Source organism: Myxococcus sp. MH1 (assembly GCF_059738865.1).
The window spans coordinates 7,054,953-7,071,243 of record NZ_AP026947.1 but is presented as its reverse complement, the minus strand read 5'-3'; the positions used below and the strand labels follow the sequence as shown (position 1 = coordinate 7,071,243).

General features: G+C 71.0%; 9 protein-coding genes. 6 read left to right on the top strand and 3 right to left on the bottom strand.

The window, feature by feature from the left end:
- The first annotated feature begins 4 nt into the window (after nt 1-4).
- The 4 genes from AC6JA9_RS27445 to AC6JA9_RS27430 all read left to right on the top strand — a co-directional run bounded on the left by AC6JA9_RS27445 (nt 5) and on the right by AC6JA9_RS27430 (nt 9,708).
- The gene (locus AC6JA9_RS27445; protein WP_497958083.1) at nt 5-1,297 is read left to right on the top strand and encodes an ABC transporter ATP-binding protein; all 1,293 of its coding nucleotides are present in this window, start codon (nt 5-7) and stop codon (nt 1,295-1,297) included.
- A gap of 75 nt (nt 1,298-1,372) precedes the next feature.
- Entirely contained in the window at nt 1,373-5,185 is a 3,813-nt protein-coding gene (locus tag AC6JA9_RS27440; protein ID WP_497958082.1) for a rhamnosyltransferase WsaF family glycosyltransferase, read from the top strand.
- A 273-nt stretch (nt 5,186-5,458) separates the two neighbouring features.
- Nucleotides 5,459-7,420, top strand: coding sequence for a class I SAM-dependent methyltransferase (locus tag AC6JA9_RS27435; protein WP_497958081.1), 1,962 nt, complete (start codon nt 5,459-5,461; stop codon nt 7,418-7,420).
- A complete protein-coding gene (locus AC6JA9_RS27430) occupies nt 7,417-9,708 on the top strand; it encodes a glycosyltransferase (protein WP_497958080.1) in 2,292 nt (763 codons plus the stop codon). Before AC6JA9_RS27435 ends, AC6JA9_RS27430 begins: the two co-directional genes overlap by 4 nt.
- A 48-nt stretch (nt 9,709-9,756) precedes the next feature.
- Here AC6JA9_RS27430 and AC6JA9_RS27425 read toward each other — a convergent pair whose 3' ends face one another.
- Genes AC6JA9_RS27425 through AC6JA9_RS27415 form a run of 3 tightly spaced genes read right to left on the bottom strand, consistent with a single transcriptional unit; the run spans nt 9,757 to nt 14,230 of the window.
- Nucleotides 9,757-11,940, bottom strand: a complete 2,184-nt coding sequence (locus AC6JA9_RS27425; RefSeq protein WP_497958079.1) for a glycosyltransferase — start codon at nt 11,938-11,940, stop codon at nt 9,757-9,759.
- A gap of 21 nt (nt 11,941-11,961) precedes the next feature.
- A complete protein-coding gene (locus AC6JA9_RS27420; protein WP_497958078.1) occupies nt 11,962-12,606 on the bottom strand; it encodes a hypothetical protein in 645 nt (214 codons plus the stop codon).
- On the bottom strand, nt 12,596-14,230 hold the full coding sequence (locus AC6JA9_RS27415; RefSeq protein ID WP_497958077.1) for a glycosyltransferase: 1,635 nt from the start codon (nt 14,228-14,230) through the stop codon (nt 12,596-12,598). The genes AC6JA9_RS27420 and AC6JA9_RS27415 overlap by 11 nt, the downstream gene beginning before the upstream one ends.
- A 120-nt stretch (nt 14,231-14,350) precedes the next feature.
- On the opposite strand from AC6JA9_RS27415, the gene rfbB reads away from it, so the two are divergent.
- Both rfbB and AC6JA9_RS27405 read left to right on the top strand, forming a co-directional pair.
- Nucleotides 14,351-15,376, top strand: a complete 1,026-nt coding sequence (gene rfbB / locus AC6JA9_RS27410) for a dTDP-glucose 4,6-dehydratase (protein ID WP_046714716.1) — start codon at nt 14,351-14,353, stop codon at nt 15,374-15,376.
- Between the two features lies 1 nt (nt 15,377).
- Nucleotides 15,378-16,280, top strand: coding sequence for an SDR family oxidoreductase (locus AC6JA9_RS27405; protein WP_223785378.1), 903 nt, complete (start codon nt 15,378-15,380; stop codon nt 16,278-16,280).
- Nucleotides 16,281-16,291: the final 11 nt, after the last annotated feature.

Genomic DNA, 16,291 nt, shown 5'->3' with positions numbered 1-16,291 from the left:
CGCCATGCAGGAACCCCTCGACGCCATAGTGCTGCGCGATGTCGTGAAGAGCTTCCGGAAGAGGACCATCCGGGGTGAGTACACGACCTTCAAGTCCGAGCTGCTGCGCTGGTTGCGCGGCAGGAACAAGCCGAAGGAGGGGGGGCTCATCACCGCCCTGCGCGGCATCAACCTGCGCATCCCCCGCGGCAAGACGGTGGCCATCATCGGCCGCAACGGCTCCGGCAAGAGCACGCTGCTCAAGCTCATCACCGGCATCTACACGCCCACCTCGGGGGTGATGGAGATCAACGGCCGCATCTCCGCGCTCCTGGACCTGGGGGCGGGCTTCCACCCGGACTTCTCCGGCCGGGAGAACATCCTCATCAACGGCATCATCCTCGGCATGTCGCGCACGGAGGTGCGCGAGCGGATGGATGACATCATCGCCTTCAGCGAGCTGGGCGAGTTCATCGACGAGCCGGTGCGCACGTACTCCAGCGGCATGTACATGCGCCTGGCGTTCGCGGTGGCCACGCACGTGGACCCGGACATCCTCATCGTCGACGAGATTCTCGCGGTGGGCGACGAGCACTTCAGCAAGAAGAGCCTCGCGAAGATGACGGAGTTCAAGAAGCGCGGGAAGACCATCGTCCTGGTGACGCACGACCTGGGCACGGTGGAGAAGTGGTGTGACGAGGTCGCGTGGATCGACGGTGGCTACATCCGCCGCGTGGGCCGCCCCTCGGACGTCGTGGCCGAGTACAAGCAGGCCATCGCCCTGGCGGAGGCGCAGTCCGCCACCTTCACGCCGCCGGCGCTGACGGAGGACGGCGGCGCGCTGCCCCAGGTCAACGTGCCCGTCGAGGACGGCCCCGTGCGCCTGTCCGGCCTGCGGCTGACGTCGCCGGGCGGCGCGGAGGTGGCGCGGCTGTCCCCCGAGGTGGCGGTGGAGGTCTGCGTGGACTTCTCCGTCCAGGGCCCGTGCGCGGACCTGGAGTTCGAGGTGTCGCTCCAGTCCCCGGAGGGCCGGGCGCTCTACGAGACGAGCACGCGCGTGGAGTCGGTGCCGCTGCCGAAGGAGCTGCCGTCCTCGGGGCGGATGCGCTTCGTGCTGGAGCGGCTGGGCCTCTTGGCGGGCACGTACGTGTGTGTGGTGTCGGCACGCACGGCGCAAGGGGTGTCCCGCGAGCGCTGCACCTTCGAGGTGAGCTCCTCGGTGGCCGAGCGCGGGGTGTTCCGTCCGGCCCACCACTGGGTGGTGGAGCCCGTCGCGGTGCAGATCTCCCCCGCGCTCGCGGGTGGCGGCCGTCCCTGAGTCATTCGGGTTGGCGGGAGTCGTCAGGGGGCGTATCCGTGCGGCCGGCACGCGAACGAGAGAGGCGGTACGGCGGTGAAGACAGTGCTGGAGAAGCTCGCCGGTGATTCACAGGCGCCCGACGCGGCGCCGGGCGCCGGGGAGCTGGCGCGGATGGTGGCCGTGGTGCGCTCGCTGTTGGATGCGCGCCGCCCGTGTCTGCCCGGGGCCTGCGAGGACGTGACGGCGCTGGAGGGCGCGCTGCGGCTGCTCACCGAGCAGCTCTACCGGGCCCGGCCGGAGGGGGCGCACGCGCTGTCCCCGCTGCAGGAGGCCTCGCGGCTGGCGGTGCCGCACGAGTTCGCGGTGCCGGACTCGCACCGCGCCACGCTGGGCCGCGTGGTGACGGCGACCAAGCGCGCCTTCATCGAGGGCCTGCACCCGTTCCACGTCGAGTCACTGCGTCCCCAGGCCGACTTCAACAAGGCCGTGGTGCGCGTGCTGGAGTACCTCACGGTGCACCGCGCGCTGGGCCTGCGCGAGGACGTGTCGGCCTGGGCTCGCGCACAGCTGGCGCCCAAGGCGGACCCGACGCGCTGGCGGGTGGCGCGCTCCCACCGGGGCGGCGCGCTGGGCTCGGTGGTGGAGGCCGCCAAGCGCTCGTACCTGTCCGCGGCGGGGCCCGTGCTGGAGGGGCTGCTCAAGGGACAGTCGGCCTGGAACGCGGCCATGGTGGAGGCCGTCGTCGCGGCGGCCAGCCCCACGCCGCCCGACGAGGCCACGGGCGCCCGGTGGGTGGCGGGGCTCGTCGAGCACAACGACCCGCTGCGGCCCGAGGCCCTGCCGCGCCCGCTGCGCGCGGGGGCGCCCTTGTGGACGGAGCTGTTGCGTCGGCAGACGCGCTTCAACGAGCAGGCGGTGCTGGCGCTGGCGGGTGTGCTGGGCACGCGCACCCCCGCGCCTCGTCCCCCGGAGCTGGGTGACTACGAGGGCTGGTGCGCGAGCCGGGAGCCGGCGGACCTGGAGGCTGCGCGCGAGGCGCTCGGGACGCTGTCCTCGCGGCCCCGGGTGACGCTCGTCACGCCCGTCTACAACACGCCCGAGTCCTTCTTCCGCGAGTGCGCGGACAGCGTGCGGGCGCAGCTCTACACGGAGTGGGAGTGGGTGCTCGTCGACGACGCCAGCACCGCGCCGCACGTGGCGGGGATGCTGCGCGAGGCGGCGGCGGGGGACGCGCGCATCCGCGTGGTGACGTTGGAGCAAAACGGCGGCATCGCTCGGGCGACGAACGCGGGCCTGGCGGTGGCGACGGGCGACTGGGTGGGCTTCCTGGACCACGACGACACGCTGGCGCCGCACGCGCTGGCGCGGATGGTGCTCGCGGCGGAGGCGGAGCCCTCGCTCGAGGTCCTCTACAGCGACGAGGACCGGCTGGACTCCGAGGGCCGGCGCACGGCGCCGTTCTTCAAGCCGGACTGGTCTCCGGACCTGCTGCGCTCGGTGAACTACGTCTGCCACTTCCTCTTCGCGCGGCGGCGGTTGCTCGAGGCGGTGGGGGGCGTGCGCGAGGGCTTCGACGGCTCGCAGGACTTCGACCTGATGCTGCGGCTGAGCGAGGCGGCGCGCGGCATCGGCCATGTGCCCCAGCTCTTGTACCACTGGCGCGCCAACCCGGCGTCGTTCTCCAGCCAGGCGGCGGGGCTTTCGAAGGCGACGGACGCGGGCGAGCGCGCGCTGCGCGAGCACCTGGCGCGCAAGGGCGAGGCGGCCGAGGTGTCCAGCCCCGCGCCCACGCAGTACCGGGTGCGCTATCCGGTGAAGGGCACGCCGAAGGTGTCCATCATCGTCCCGTTCAAGGACCGGCCGGACCTGCTGGAGCTGCTGGTACCGGGGCTGCTCTCGCGCACGACGTATCCGCACTTCGAGGTGCTGCTGGTCTCCAACAACAGCACGAAGCCGGAGACCTTCGCGCTCCTGGAGCGGCTGACGGACCCCCGGCTGGTGAAGCTCACCTGGGACTTCCCCTTCAACTACCCGGCCATCAACAACTGGGCGGCGAAGCAGGCCACGGGCGAGCTGCTGCTCTTCCTCAACAACGACATGGAGGTGGTGGACCCGGGCTGGCTGACGGAGCTGGTGTCGCAGGCGCAGCGGCCCGAGGTGGGCGCGGTGGGCTGTAAGCTGCTCTTCCCCGAGGGCACGGTGCAGCACGCGGGCGCGGTGGTGGGAATCACCGGCATGGCGGGCCACCCGTTCTGGCGGCTGCCGGACGGCCCCATCTCCACGCCGTTCGGCCACACCGAGTGGACGCGCAACTGGCTGTCCGTCACCAGCGCGTGCGTCATCTTCCGGCGCGACGTCTTCGAGGGCCTGGGCGGCTTCGACGAGCGCTTCCAGGTCTGCGGCAGCGACGTGGACATCGGCCTGCGGCTCAACCAGCGCGGCCTGCGCGTGGTGTACACGCCGCACGCGCGCCTCATCCACCACGAGTCCGCCAGCCGCCGCGCGGACGCCGTGCCGGAGTCCGACTACTGGTGGTCCTACGTGTCCTACCGGCCCTGGCTGGGGGAGCGCGGAGACCCGTTCTACAACCCGAACCTCTCGCTGCTGGGCACGGACTGCTCGCTCCGACGTCACCCGGAGACGGGCGAGACGCTGGCCCTGCGCACGCTGACGCACGACGTGCCCAGCGCGCAGGACCCGGCCATGGAGGCGCGGGCGCGGGCGCAGCGCCATCTGGTGGAGCACCTGGGCGAGCTGGACTTCACGCCCGAGCAGGCGGCGGCGTCCCGCGAGTCGTCGGGAGCGGCCCTCTCGGCCCTGCGCGCGCGGGGGAAGGTGCGCACGGCCACCTGGTTCATCCCCGCGTTCGGCCACGTCTACGCGGGCATCCACACGCTGTTCCGCTTCGCGGACCTGATGCAGCGGCGTCACGGCGTGCAGAGCGACTTCGTCGTCTACGACAAGCCGGGCGCGAGCCCCGGGGACTTCGAGGCCAGGGCGGCCACCGTGTTCCCCGGCGCGGCGGGGGCCTTCCGCGTGCTGGCGGGGGCGTCCGCGCTGTCGGAGCTGCCCGAGTGCGACCTGGCCATCGCCACGTACTGGACGTCCGCGTACCAGGTGCTGCGCCACCCGCGCGCGGCGGTGCGCGCGTACTTCGTGCAGGACTACGAGCCGATGTTCTTCGCGGCCGGCACCCAGTCCGCGCTCGCGGAGCAGACCTATCAGCTGGGGCTCCAGGGCATCTTCAACACGCCGGGCCTGCGCGACACGGTGAAGGCGCTGCATGGCATGGACGGCTTCGCCTTCGAGCCCGCCGTGGACTCGGCGCTCTTCCATGACCGGCGTCCGGCGCGCAAGGGCCCGGTGCGGGTGTTCTTCTACGGACGGCCCGGCAACGAGCGCAACGGCTTCGAGCTGGGCCTGGCGGCGCTGGCGCGGCTCAAGCGGGAGCTGGGCCCGGCGGTGGACATCGTCACGGCGGGCGCCGAGTGGCATCCGGAGTCCTACGGCGTCCGCGGGCTGGTGACGAACCTGGGCGTGTTGCCCGCGGAGCGCACGGCGGCGCTCTACCGGGAATGCGACGTGGGTCTGTGCTTCATGTTCACCCGCCACCCGTCCTACCTGCCCCTGGAGATGATGGCGTGTGGCGTGACGGTGGTGACCAATGACAATCCCGCGAACCACTGGTTGCTGGAGGACGGGGAGAACTGTCTGCTGTCCGCGCCGACGGTGAGCTGCGTGCTCGCGCGGCTGCGCGCGGCCGTGACGGATGCCTCGCTGCGCGCGCGAATCGGTGCGCGCGCGGCGGAGCGTGTTCGCCGCACGAGCTGGGAGGAGCAGGTGGACCTGCTGCTTGAATACCTGCTGACGCCAGACGTCGGGAGCGCTCGCGCCGCCGTCAAGTGAGGCACTCGCCCGGCCCGCTCGCTCGGATGTGGGCCAGGCGGGCGTCGGATGCGTCGGATAAGACAGGTGCCCGTGCGACTGGGCGCACCTCGTGGCTTTTACCCTTCACTGCCAGCACGTCCCTTGCCTGAGCGCCGCCAGTCATGGGAATGGTTGCAGGACTTACCGAACTTCGCTGGAAACGGACCCTCGGTCCATGTAGGCGGCGTCAATTCTCAACGGCCTATGTACAAAGACATCAAGAGCGAGCGCCCCAGCGGGGACTCGACGCAAATGAGCAAGGGGCTTCCATTGTGGACGCCGGCCGCCGGCCGCGCGCAGTGGGAGGCGGGGAACGCCGACGCGCAGGGCGCCAGGATTTACGGTCAGCAGGAGCGGGTGCTGAGCACGCTCATCCGCGCGGAGCAGAAGCGCCTGGACCGTGCACTGTCCGTGCTGGAGCTCGGCTGTGGCTTCGGTCGTCACGCCGCCTATGTCACCCGGCTCTCGCACGTCCAGTACCACGGGTATGACGCCTCCGAGTCCATGACGGAGCCGCTGCGTCGCGAGGCGCCGCACCTGGCGAAGGAGCGCATCTTCTTCGGCGAGGACCCGCTCACCGCGGTGGGCGAGCGCCGCTTCGACGTGGTCTTCAGTGTCGCCACGCTGCTGCACACGCCGGGGGACCGCATCTCCAGCCTGCTGGAACGCCTGGGGCGGCTGCTGTCGCCGGATGGCGTGCTGGTGCTGGTGGAGAACCCGCTGGTGCCCACGAGCGTGTGGGACGCCTCGCAGCACCCGGGCGGCTGGCTTCACGCCTTCGCGGACCTGCTGCCGCAGGGGTGGGATCTGCACCACGGGCCCGGTCTGGTGGACGGCCAGGACGTCTATGTCCTCAAGCGCCACGGTGACGAGGGCCGCCGCTACTTCCAGCTCACGGGGCTGGAGTCGCCGCGGGACGAGTCGCGGCCGGTGACGCTGGAGGCGCTGCGCGAGCGCGCCATGCCCCAGTTCCTGGCGTGGGCGGAGCGGGCCAGCAAGTCCCTGTCGGGGGCCGCGGCCACGAGCGCCGAGGCGAAGGTGGAGGAGCTCACCGCGCGGCTGGCGGCGGAGACCGAGCGCTTCGCGCGCCGCCAGCGGCTCCAGGCGCTGTCCGACGACCTGGCGCGCCTGCGGGCCTCGCGCGTCGCGTTCCCGGACGCGCCCACGGCGTACACCCCGCCCGCGGGCATCCCGGGCTTCCTCCACAACGCGCCGCTGGACACGCGTTGGGCGGCCATCATGCCCCGCTTCGGGAAGCTGATGCATGTCTTCCACCAGGAATGGCATGGCATCCGCGCCGCCGCCGGCTACATGCCGGGTCAGAAGCTGGCCATCGCCTGCGAGCGCACGCTGGATGAGCGGGAGCTGCGCGCGGCCCTGGAGCTCGTGCAGCGCAGCGGCTGTGACACGGTCATCGTCCACTCGTACTCGCCCAACGCCCGCGACTTCATGGTGCTGCTGCGCCGGACGATGGGCTCGTCGGTGCGCATCCTCTCGCTGTGGCACGGCTCGTCGGCGCAGTTCCACTACTCGCTGGAGCTCGACTACTTCGCGCAGCTCGTGGACCTGAAGCGGCGCGGCGTCATCGACGAGGTGGCCACCGTCAAGCCGGGCATGCACCTGCTGTCCTCGGACATCTTCCCCAAGACGGTCATCAACCTGCCGCCGCGCGTGTCGGACGCCGAGCGCACCTCGCCGACGCGGCGGATGACGCGCGCCGCGCTCATCCCCACGCCCAATGACTGGCGCAAGAACTTCTTCACCAACCTCTTCGCCTGCCAGGCCTCCACGCGCATCGACGACGTCTACGTCACCGCGAGCTACAAGCTGCCCGAGGCGCTCAAGGCCCGCCGCCGCATCCACCACGTCGCGCGCCCCAGCCGCACGGAGCTGTTCGAGCTGGTGCGCCGGTGCGACATCGTCCTGAACGCCTCGCTGTCGGAGTGCCAGCCGATGACGGCGCTGGAGGCGCTCTCGCTGGGCATCCCGTGTGTCCATGGCACGCTGAGCCTGGGGGCGCTGGACGCGCATCCCTATCAGCGGCTCTCGCAGATCGCCGGCGTGGACTCGGTGGAGGCCGTCACCGCGGCCATCGAGCAGGTGGTGTCGCTGCGCGAGCGTGCGCCCGAGGAGCTGGCGCAGATGATGGCGGACTACGCGCGCGCCCTGACGGCGGAGGCCGTCGACGTCCTGGGGGAGTTCGTTCAGTCATGAGCCCGCGTCGTGTCTGTCTCGTCACCGACGAGCTCTATCCCTTCACCGCGGGAGGCATCGGACGGGTCCTCCACAACCTGGTCGAGGACTCGCTCCAGCGCGACGCGGACATCGAGCTGCACCTGCTCTTCCCGTCGAACGCGACGTTGGACCCACGCGAGGTGGAGGAGCACTTCCAGGGCCGCGTGCGAGCGCACCGCGCCGCGCCGCGCGCCGACTGGGAGACGAGCATCGACGAGGGCGGCGTCTATCCGCCTCCGGGGGCCTTCACCGACACCTCCAGTCATGCCCAGTCGATGGAGCTGCTGCTCGAGCTGCGCCGGCTGGAGTCCGAGGGCGTCGACTTCGAGGTCATCGAGTTCCCGGACTACCGGGGCTGGGGCTTCTGCGCCATCCAGGAGAAGCTGCTCGGCTGTGGCCTCGTGGGCGCGCGGATGGTGGTGCGGCTGCACTCGACGGCCGGGATGCTGGCGCCCTTCGAGCGTCAGCTGCCGGGGCGCGAGCACCTGGGCCAGTACGAGCTGGAGCGCAAGGCGCTGCTGGACGCGGACCTCATCGTCGCGCACATCCCCGGCGTCGCCGAGCTCAACTGCTCACACTACGGCTTCGCGCGTGGCTGGCTGGACAAGGTCATCCGGGAGTTTCCGCCCGTCGCGCCGAAGCGGGAGCTGGTGCCGCTGCGAGGCGAGGGTGAGCCGGACCTGCTGTTCGTGACCAAGGTGCAGAGCATCAAGCGCGCGGACGTCTTCGTGCGCGGAGCCGCCGCCTTCATGCGCCGCTGCTCCGAGTACCGCGGCAAGGCGGTGCTGGCCTGCCACGTCGCGAGCGCGGCGTACCTGGCCCAGGTCCAGGCGCTGATTCCGGAGGACCTGCGTCCGCGGTTCGTCTTCACCGGTCCCAGCAAGGACCGGGACGCGCTGATGCGACAGGGCATCGTCGTCATCCCGTCCGCCTACGAGTCCCTCAACCTCACCGCGTACGAGGCCGCCAGCGCGGGCGCCACGTTGGTGCTCAACGCGGCGTGCGTGGCCTTCGCCCCGGGCAGCCCCTTCGTGGACGGCGTCAACTGCCACACCTTCGATGGCTCGGTGGAGGGGCTGGTGGATGCCATGGAGCGCGCGTGGCGCTCCGGTGCGCTCCATCCGGTGGAGTGGACGGCGGACGCGCCGTACTGGGAGCGGCCCCAGCCGAAGCCCGAGCGGCCCGGGAACCCGCCCGACGAGCGGCGGCCTCGCGTCAGCGTGCTCATCACCAACCACAACCTGGGGCGCTTCCTCCCGGAGACGCTCGAGAGCATCGCGGACAGCGACCATCCGGAGATCGAGGTCATCATCGTCGATGACGCCTCCACGGGGGCGTTCGACCACGAGGTGCTGGCGCACATCGAGGAGGCCATCCGCGCCGGTGACAGCGGGGTGAAGCTCATCCGCAACCCGGTCAATCGAGGGCTGCCGGCCTCGCGCAACATCGGCCTGCGCGCCGCGACGGGCGACTACATCCTGCCGTTGGACGCGGATGACTGCATCAGCCCCACCTTCATCCGCATGGCGGTGGAGGCGCTCGAGCGTCACCGCGAGTTCGACGTGGTGGTGCCGTCCACGGGCTACTTCGACTCCGACGAAGCGCGGGCCCAGCGCCGCTTCATCGACTACGCGCTCTTCATCGGTGACTGCCCATCCCTTGGAATGGTCGCCAACCGGTTGGCGTGCGCCACGTCGCTGATGCGCCGCTCGGTGTTCGAGCGGATCCGCTACAACGAGCAGCTGACGAGCTACGAGGACTGGGACCTCTACCTGCGGCTGGCCCACTCCGGCAGCCGGTTCCTGGTCACCAACGCGCTGCACTTCCACTACCGGCGGCGCAAGGGCTCGATGATTACCGGGGTCAACCGGCACCGGCACCTGGAGCTCCTGTACCAGCTCCACCAGGGCCTTCCCCGGCCGCTGCCCGCGGGTACGCAGCTGGCCATGTTCCTGTTGCTGGCCCAGCCGGAGCACGCGCTCCACGCGGCGACCACCGAGGCGGTGTCGACGGCGGCGGCGAGCGAGGCGCCCCTGCGCTACGACGTGGTGGACAAGGTCAACCGGGCATTGAAGCGCGTGCCCGTGGTGCACCGGATGCTCAAGGTCGCCGCGGCCGGATTGACGCCGGAGGGCGAGGAGGTCCGGCCCATCCGTTATTCGCTGGTGGACCTGCTCAACCGAACCCTCAAGCGGATGCCGGCCGTGCATCCCCGCATGAAGCAGGTGGTTCGCACCACCAGCCAGTGGGGGCTCAGCCGTCGCTGAACCGGCGGCGCCCGGAGAGGACACGTCACGGTGTCCTCCGGGCGTCCTTCAGCGCCGACCGCGCAGGCGGTCCACGAGCTGCTGACGCAGCGGGCGCGAGGTGTCCTCCGTCCCCACCACGCGTGTCGCGACGCCGCGCAGCGCGTGGTGGACGAAGTCGAGGCGCTTCAGCGTCCCGTTCACCCGGTCGACCACCTTGTCGAGCAGGGGATGGGGGGCTGCTTCCGCGGCCCTCGCGAGCGCCAATGACTCCAGTTTGAGGGCCTCGCCCTGGAGGATGCACAGCGAGCGCTCGGGGTGGAGCGCGAGGCGTGGGTGCTTCTGACGCAGGTAGGCCATCAGTGGAGGGCGGTCTGCCACCATCGACGTCCGCGTCATCGAGTCCTGTCTCAGCCGGTACTGGAACAGGGGCTCCGGGATGACGGAGCCGCCGAGTCCCCGCTCCGCGAGGGAGCAGAAGACATCCCAGTCCTCGAAGCCGGTGAGCCACTCGTCGTACCCGCCGACCTCTTCCAGGTGACTGCGCCGCATCAGCGCGGTGCAGGTGGAGGCCACGTTGGCGACCCAGAGCGCGTCACGCTCGACGCCCCACGGAGCCCAGCCCCCCGTCACGTGGGTGGCGTCCTCGACGAAGTAGGTCACCAGGGACGTCACGTAGCCGAGCCCCGGCGTGCCCTCCAGCACCGTGAGGCACTTCTCCAGGAAGGTCGGGGCGATGAGGTCGTCCGGGTCCAACGGCAGGATGTAGTGCCCTCGGGCGGCCTTCAAACCCGCGTTGCGGGCGGAGCTCAGTCCTCCGTTCTGCTTGCGGATGATGCGCAGGTCGGGGGCCTGGACCCTGTCGAGCAGCTCGATGCTCTCCGGGTCGGTGGAGCCGTCGTCCACGAGGAGGATTTCGTAATCCGTGAAGGTCTGCGCGCGGATGGAGCGCAGCGTCTCCGGCAGGTATCGCCCCATGTTGAAGTAGGGCAGGAGCACCGAGACGCGTGGCGTGTCGGACCGCTCGCGAGCGGGTCGGGGGAGCACGTGGTTTCGCACGTGCGCCACGCCCTCCACGGCGGTCTCCCACTGCTTCACGACTCGCGAGGGGGCGTGGACGTCGGCGACACGGAGCGGGGCTTCGCGCTGTGCCGTCTGTCGAAGCTCGGGGCGGGTGAGTGCCTTCTCCAGCGTGGCCGCCAGCTGTCCCACGTCGCCAGAGCGGAAGAGCAGGCCGCTGCGGCCGTCCTCGATGAGGTCCGCCAGTCCGCTCGCATCGTCGCCGACCACGAGCACGCCGGAGGACATCGCTTCGAGACAGGCATCCGGAACTGGCCCCGAGGGCGCTGGGATACAGCACACGGTGGTCGCGGCGAATGCCGCTGCCAGCTCGGCGTCGGGAAGCGCGGAGTCGAAGTGGATGCGCTCGTGCCACGCGGGAGCGACCTGCCGCTCCAGCCAGCCACGCAAGGAGCGCCCGAAGGGGCCGGTCTCGGTGTCGTCTCCGATGAGGCGGAGCTCCGCGTCCACGCCTCGCTCGAAGAGCGCCTGCATGGCCTCGATGAGGAGGTGGAGGCCCGCGCGATACTCGAGCCGGCCGGCATACACGACGCGTGGCCGAGGCGTCTGCGTGCGCCGGGTCGGGGAGGCGTCGTTTCGCGCGACGAACGGCGGGGGCACCACGACACCCCGTGTGTCGAGCTTCAGCCGGGTGCTCACCTGCGCGAGCAGGGCGCGAGTGGGGGACAGCAGCAGGTCCGCCTCGCGAATGGACGTGTCCTCCAGGTGCTCCAGCTGGGCCGCGTCCATGTCCATCGTGGCGACGCGATTGAGCGCACGGGCTTCGTGGGTGGGGCCATGCAGCCGAATCGCGAGCACGGCGGAAGCGAAGTGGCCCAGGGTGCGTCGGGCGCGGAGCGAGAAGTAGCCCTCTCCCTCGTACTCGGGGAACTCGATGACGTCGAAGGGGTGGCTCGCGTGCAGCTCGCGCAGCGCGAGATACACCGCCATCGAGTGACGCAGGGGCGGGAAGGGGAAGGCCCCCGCGAACCCCGGCGTCAGCTCGGACGGTACGGTGTGGATGCGGACGCCGGGCAGCAGCGCCCGTGTCTGTTCGAGGGCCGGATGCGGTGCGGTGAGCAGATGCACCTCATGGCCCGAGGCCGCGAGCGCGCGGCTCATCGGCAGGGCATGGTGGCCGATGCCCTCGGCGGGGCTGACAGGCAGCGCTCGGCGGACCAGGCAGATGCGCACGAAGACCTCGGAAGCGAAGGGCTACCGTTTACCCGAACGGCGACGTCGCGAAGTGTCGGCGGACGGACGTGGCGTGGCTGCGCCGGTGCCCTTGGCGATGGGCTCCGGCGTCCGAGACGAATCCATCGCGTCGCTGCCTTGCGGTGACGTGAACGAAGGCGCGTCCTGAGCCACCTCGCGCGCGTTGCCTTGCGCCGACGCGGACTGCGCCTGCGTGCCGCTTCCGCGCGCGGCCTCCTCGATGCGCGCGAGCCGCCGCTCGACGTCCTGCCGCCAGGTGGCCTGGGTCCGCGCGTGCTCACGCTGCACGTCGTGAATCGTCGCCAGCGCATCGAGGATGGACTCGTTGAACTCCACCTGCTTGCGCAGCGCCTCGTTGATGAACGGCTGGAACACGAGCCGGAAGGCGCGCTTCGCCAGCACCAGCGCAGGCCCCGTCACGCCGCCGCGGTGCGACGTCACCGGGCCCGCGTAGCGACTGTCCATCTTCCCGCGCGCCTCGGTGAGCAGCGCGGGCCAGGGCGTGGTGACCGCCGGCCTCGCGGACGCCTCGAGCACCTGGCGAAGCGACTCCCTCGCCTCGTCCGAGGGCTCCGGAAGCTTCTGGGTCTCCCTCGCCACCGTCTCGGCGGAGGGCGCCCGGGTCAACAAGTCCTCAGCGCGCATTCGAGCCACCTCGGGCAGAAGAAAGTGCCTCTACCAACGCCGTCACGGCCTGCTCCGGATGCGCAGGCTCCATGGCGACCAGCCGCGCTCCCAACTGACGACGCGCGGGCTCCAACACCGTCGACGGCGCCGACGGAACATGCGTGCCACAGGCCCTGGCTCCCACGTGCGGCAGGAGCGCCTGCGCCACCAACGTCTCCACTCCCAACAGCACCACCGGCGCCGCGGACACGCGCGCCGCGGTCTCCAGCGACGAGGACCCAGGCAGCGCATCAGGGCCCGGGCTCACCGGCTGGTCCGGCGTGAAGTGCCACACGGGCACCCCCTCCACGTCCTCGGGCCCCAGCGTGGTGGACGCCTCCTGTCCCCGAGGCCGCAACGCCAGCACCCGTGCTCCGGGCAACCGCTCCACCAGTCGCCGCGCCAGTCGCGACGAGGCGTCCTCGGGGCGCACGGTGAACGCGGGACACACCACGTCGACAGCAGCCTTCTCGTGTCCCAGCGCGGGCCCGCCCGGGCGCGCCGTGAGCAGCGCCTCGAACGCCTGGCGCACCTGCTCGGCCACGCTCTCCTGCGAGAGCGACGCCAGCCGGGCGCGCTGTCCCTGGAGCACCTCCGCGCGCAGGGCGGGGTTTCGGTCCAGCACGGCGAGCAACTGCGCCACCTCTTCCGGCGCATCCGTCAGTGTGGCCAGCCCCGCGCCACCCATCGTCTCCGGAACCGCCGCGGCCCCATACGCCACCACGGGCACGTCGCGGTACATCGCCTCCAACAAGGGCACACCGAAGCCCTCGTGCCGGCTCATCGACAGGTACGCGGACGCCGTCCTGAAGCACGCGGAGAGCTGCGCCGGACTCACGCGCCCCAGGAACAGCACCCGCTCCGCGCCAAGCACCTCCTTGAGCCCGTGCAGATACGCACCATAGGCCCCGTCCCGATGCAGATACCCCGCGACCACCAGCCGGCTCCTCGGTTGGTACAGCCGCTGGTACGCGGTGAAGACGCGCAGCACGTCATCCACCTTCTTGCTCGGCACCGCGCGTCCCACGAAGAGGACGTTCGCGCACCCATCACCCAGCTCCGCGAGCAGCGCCGGGTCCGGGGCCGTGTCGAACGCACTCCAGTCGATGGCGAAGGGCAGCGTCGCCACGGAGCCGTAGCCCGCGGCCACCAGCTCCTCCGCGCTGAAGCGCGAGTAGCCGAACGCCCGCTCGATGTGCGGCCGCAGCTCCAGCAGCTCCTCCCGGGCCGCGTCGCACGCGGCGGCCACCTTCCGCTCGAACCCCTCGAACAGCCGGGCGGGCGTCACGTTGTGGTACACGAGCACCTTGCGACCAGGCGCCCGGACGATGAGCGGCACCAGCCGTGACTGGAAGCTGTGGTGCACCAGCAGGAGGGAGTCCGGGCGGGCGTCTTTCGCGTACTCGCGCGCGTGGCGGACCTGGTCCTTGCAGGCGTCGTCCCAGTCCTCGGCGTAGATGTCCGACGCGTGGCCCCAGCGACGCAGCAGGTCCTGGAGGTAGCGCACCTGGTTGCCCACCGCGTCGCCCCAGGCGAGCCGGGGCAGGAGCTGGTGGACCGCCGGGAGACCCGTCGTCGGGGGGCTGCGTCTGGATTCACTCACGCGGAGGCTCCCTTAGCGCCGCGAGGGGGAGCACACAAGCCCGAGGCCCCTGGCGCCTTGACCGTCAAGAACCTCTCCGATACGCAGGCACCCTCTCTGAGCACCCGAGGCCCGCGGCACATGAACGTAATGGTGACAGGAGGGTGTGGCTTCATCGGCTCCAACCTCGTGCGGTACCTGCGACGCGAGCGACCCGACTGGACGGTGCTCAATCTCGACCAGCTGACGTACGCGGGCAACCTGGAGAACCTCTCCGACCTGGAGGGCGACCCCCGCCACGTCTTCGTCCGCGGCGACATCGGCAACCGCGAGCTGGTGGAGCACCTGATGTCCGTGCACGCCATCGACGCCGTGCTGCACCTGGCGGCCGAGAGCCACGTGGACCGCTCCATCCTCGGCCCCGAGGTCTTCGTCACCACCAACGTGCTGGGCACCCAGCGGCTGCTCGAGGCCAGCCGCGCGCGCGGCATCCAGCGCTTCGTCATGGTGTCCACCGACGAGGTCTACGGCTCGCTCGGCCCCACGGGCGCCTTCACCGAGTCCTCGCCGCTCAACCCCTCCAGCCCGTACTCGGCCAGCAAGACGAGCTCGGACCTGGTGGCGCTCGCCTACCACCACACGTTCAAGATGGACGTGGTGGTGACGCGCTGCTCGAACAACTACGGCCGCTACCAGTTCCCCGAGAAGCTCATCCCGCTCATGGTGGTCAACGCGCTGCACGACAAGCCCCTGCCGGTGTACGGCGACGGCGCCAACGTGCGCGACTGGCTCCACGTGGAGGACCACTGCCGGGCGCTGCTGCTCGCGCTGGAGAAGGGCCGCGCGGGCGAGGTCTACAACATCGGCGGCGGCGCGGAGCGGCGCAACATCGACATCGTGAAGGCCATCCTCGGCCTCGTGGGCAAGCCCGAGTCGCTCATCCAGTACGTCAAGGACCGGCCGGGACATGACCGGAGATACGCCATCGACCCGTCGAAGATTCGCGCGGAGCTGGGCTGGACGCCCGCGCACACCTTCGAGGAGGGCCTGGCCCAGACGGTGCGCTGGTACGTGGACCACCCGGCGTGGTGGGGCCGCGTGATGAGCGGCGCGTATCGCCAGTACTTCGAGACGCAGTACCAGCACCGCCTCCAGGGGAGGGCGTGACATGCGCGTGCTCGTCACGGGCTCGAATGGACTGGTGGGCAGCCGCGCCTGTCTGCAGTTGGAGCAGCGCGGCCACACCGTGGTGGGCCTGGGGCGAGGTCCCCGTCGCACCGGCGGCGCGTATGGCTACGCGGCGGTGGACCTGACGCGCGAGGCGGAGGTGGCCTCGGCGCTGGAGGCCGCGGCGCCCGAGGTCGTCATCCACTGCGCCTCCATGACGGAGGTGGACGCCTGCGAGAAGGACCCGGAGGCCGCCTACGCGGGCAACGTGCGCGCCACCGAGTTCGTCGCGCGGGGCGCTCGCAAGGCCGGGGCGCACCTGGTGCACGTGTCCACCGACTACGTCTTCGACGGCGAGGCGGGCCCGTATGACGAGGACGCCGTGCCCAACCCGCGCGGCGTCTACGCGGTGACCAAGCACATGGGTGAGCAGGCGGCGCGGGTGCTCGCGCCCGGCTGCGCCATCGCCCGCACGGCGGTGGTGTACGGCTGGCCTCCGGTGGAGGGGCGGCTCAACTTCGGCGCGTGGCTGGTGACGAATCTGGAGAAGGGCCAGCCCGCGAAGCTCTTCGAGGACCAGGTCGTCTCGCCCAGCCTCGCGGACAGCGTGGCGGCCATGCTGGTGGAGCTGGGAGAGCGCAAGCTCGGCGGCGTCTGGAACACCTGCGGCGCCGCCGTGGTGGACCGGGTGGCCTACGGCCGGGCGCTGTGCGAGGTGTTCGGGTTCGACCCGAAGCTCATCGTCCCCACGCGCATGGCGGAGCTGAAGCTGCCCAGCCCCCGTCCGCTGAAGGGGGGACTGAGGACGGACAAGGTTCGCACCCAGCTCGAGGCGAAGCCCCTGGAGCTGGCCGAGTCGCTCGCGCGCTTCCACGCCACGTGGAAGGCCGCGCGGGGGCACTGACGTGGAGAGGT

Coding starts and splice junctions, on each gene's coding strand:
- AC6JA9_RS27445 (WP_497958083.1), top strand. CDS start 5: ATGCAGGAACCCCTCGACGCCATAGTGCTGCGCGATGTCGTGAAGAGC.
- AC6JA9_RS27435 (WP_497958081.1), top strand. CDS start 5,459: ATGAGCAAGGGGCTTCCATTGTGGACGCCGGCCGCCGGCCGCGCGCAG.
- AC6JA9_RS27430 (WP_497958080.1), top strand. CDS start 7,417: ATGAGCCCGCGTCGTGTCTGTCTCGTCACCGACGAGCTCTATCCCTTC.
- AC6JA9_RS27420 (WP_497958078.1), bottom strand. CDS start 12,606: ATGCGCGCTGAGGACTTGTTGACCCGGGCGCCCTCCGCCGAGACGGTG.
- rfbB (WP_046714716.1), top strand. CDS start 14,351: ATGAACGTAATGGTGACAGGAGGGTGTGGCTTCATCGGCTCCAACCTC.
- AC6JA9_RS27405 (WP_223785378.1), top strand. CDS start 15,378: ATGCGCGTGCTCGTCACGGGCTCGAATGGACTGGTGGGCAGCCGCGCC.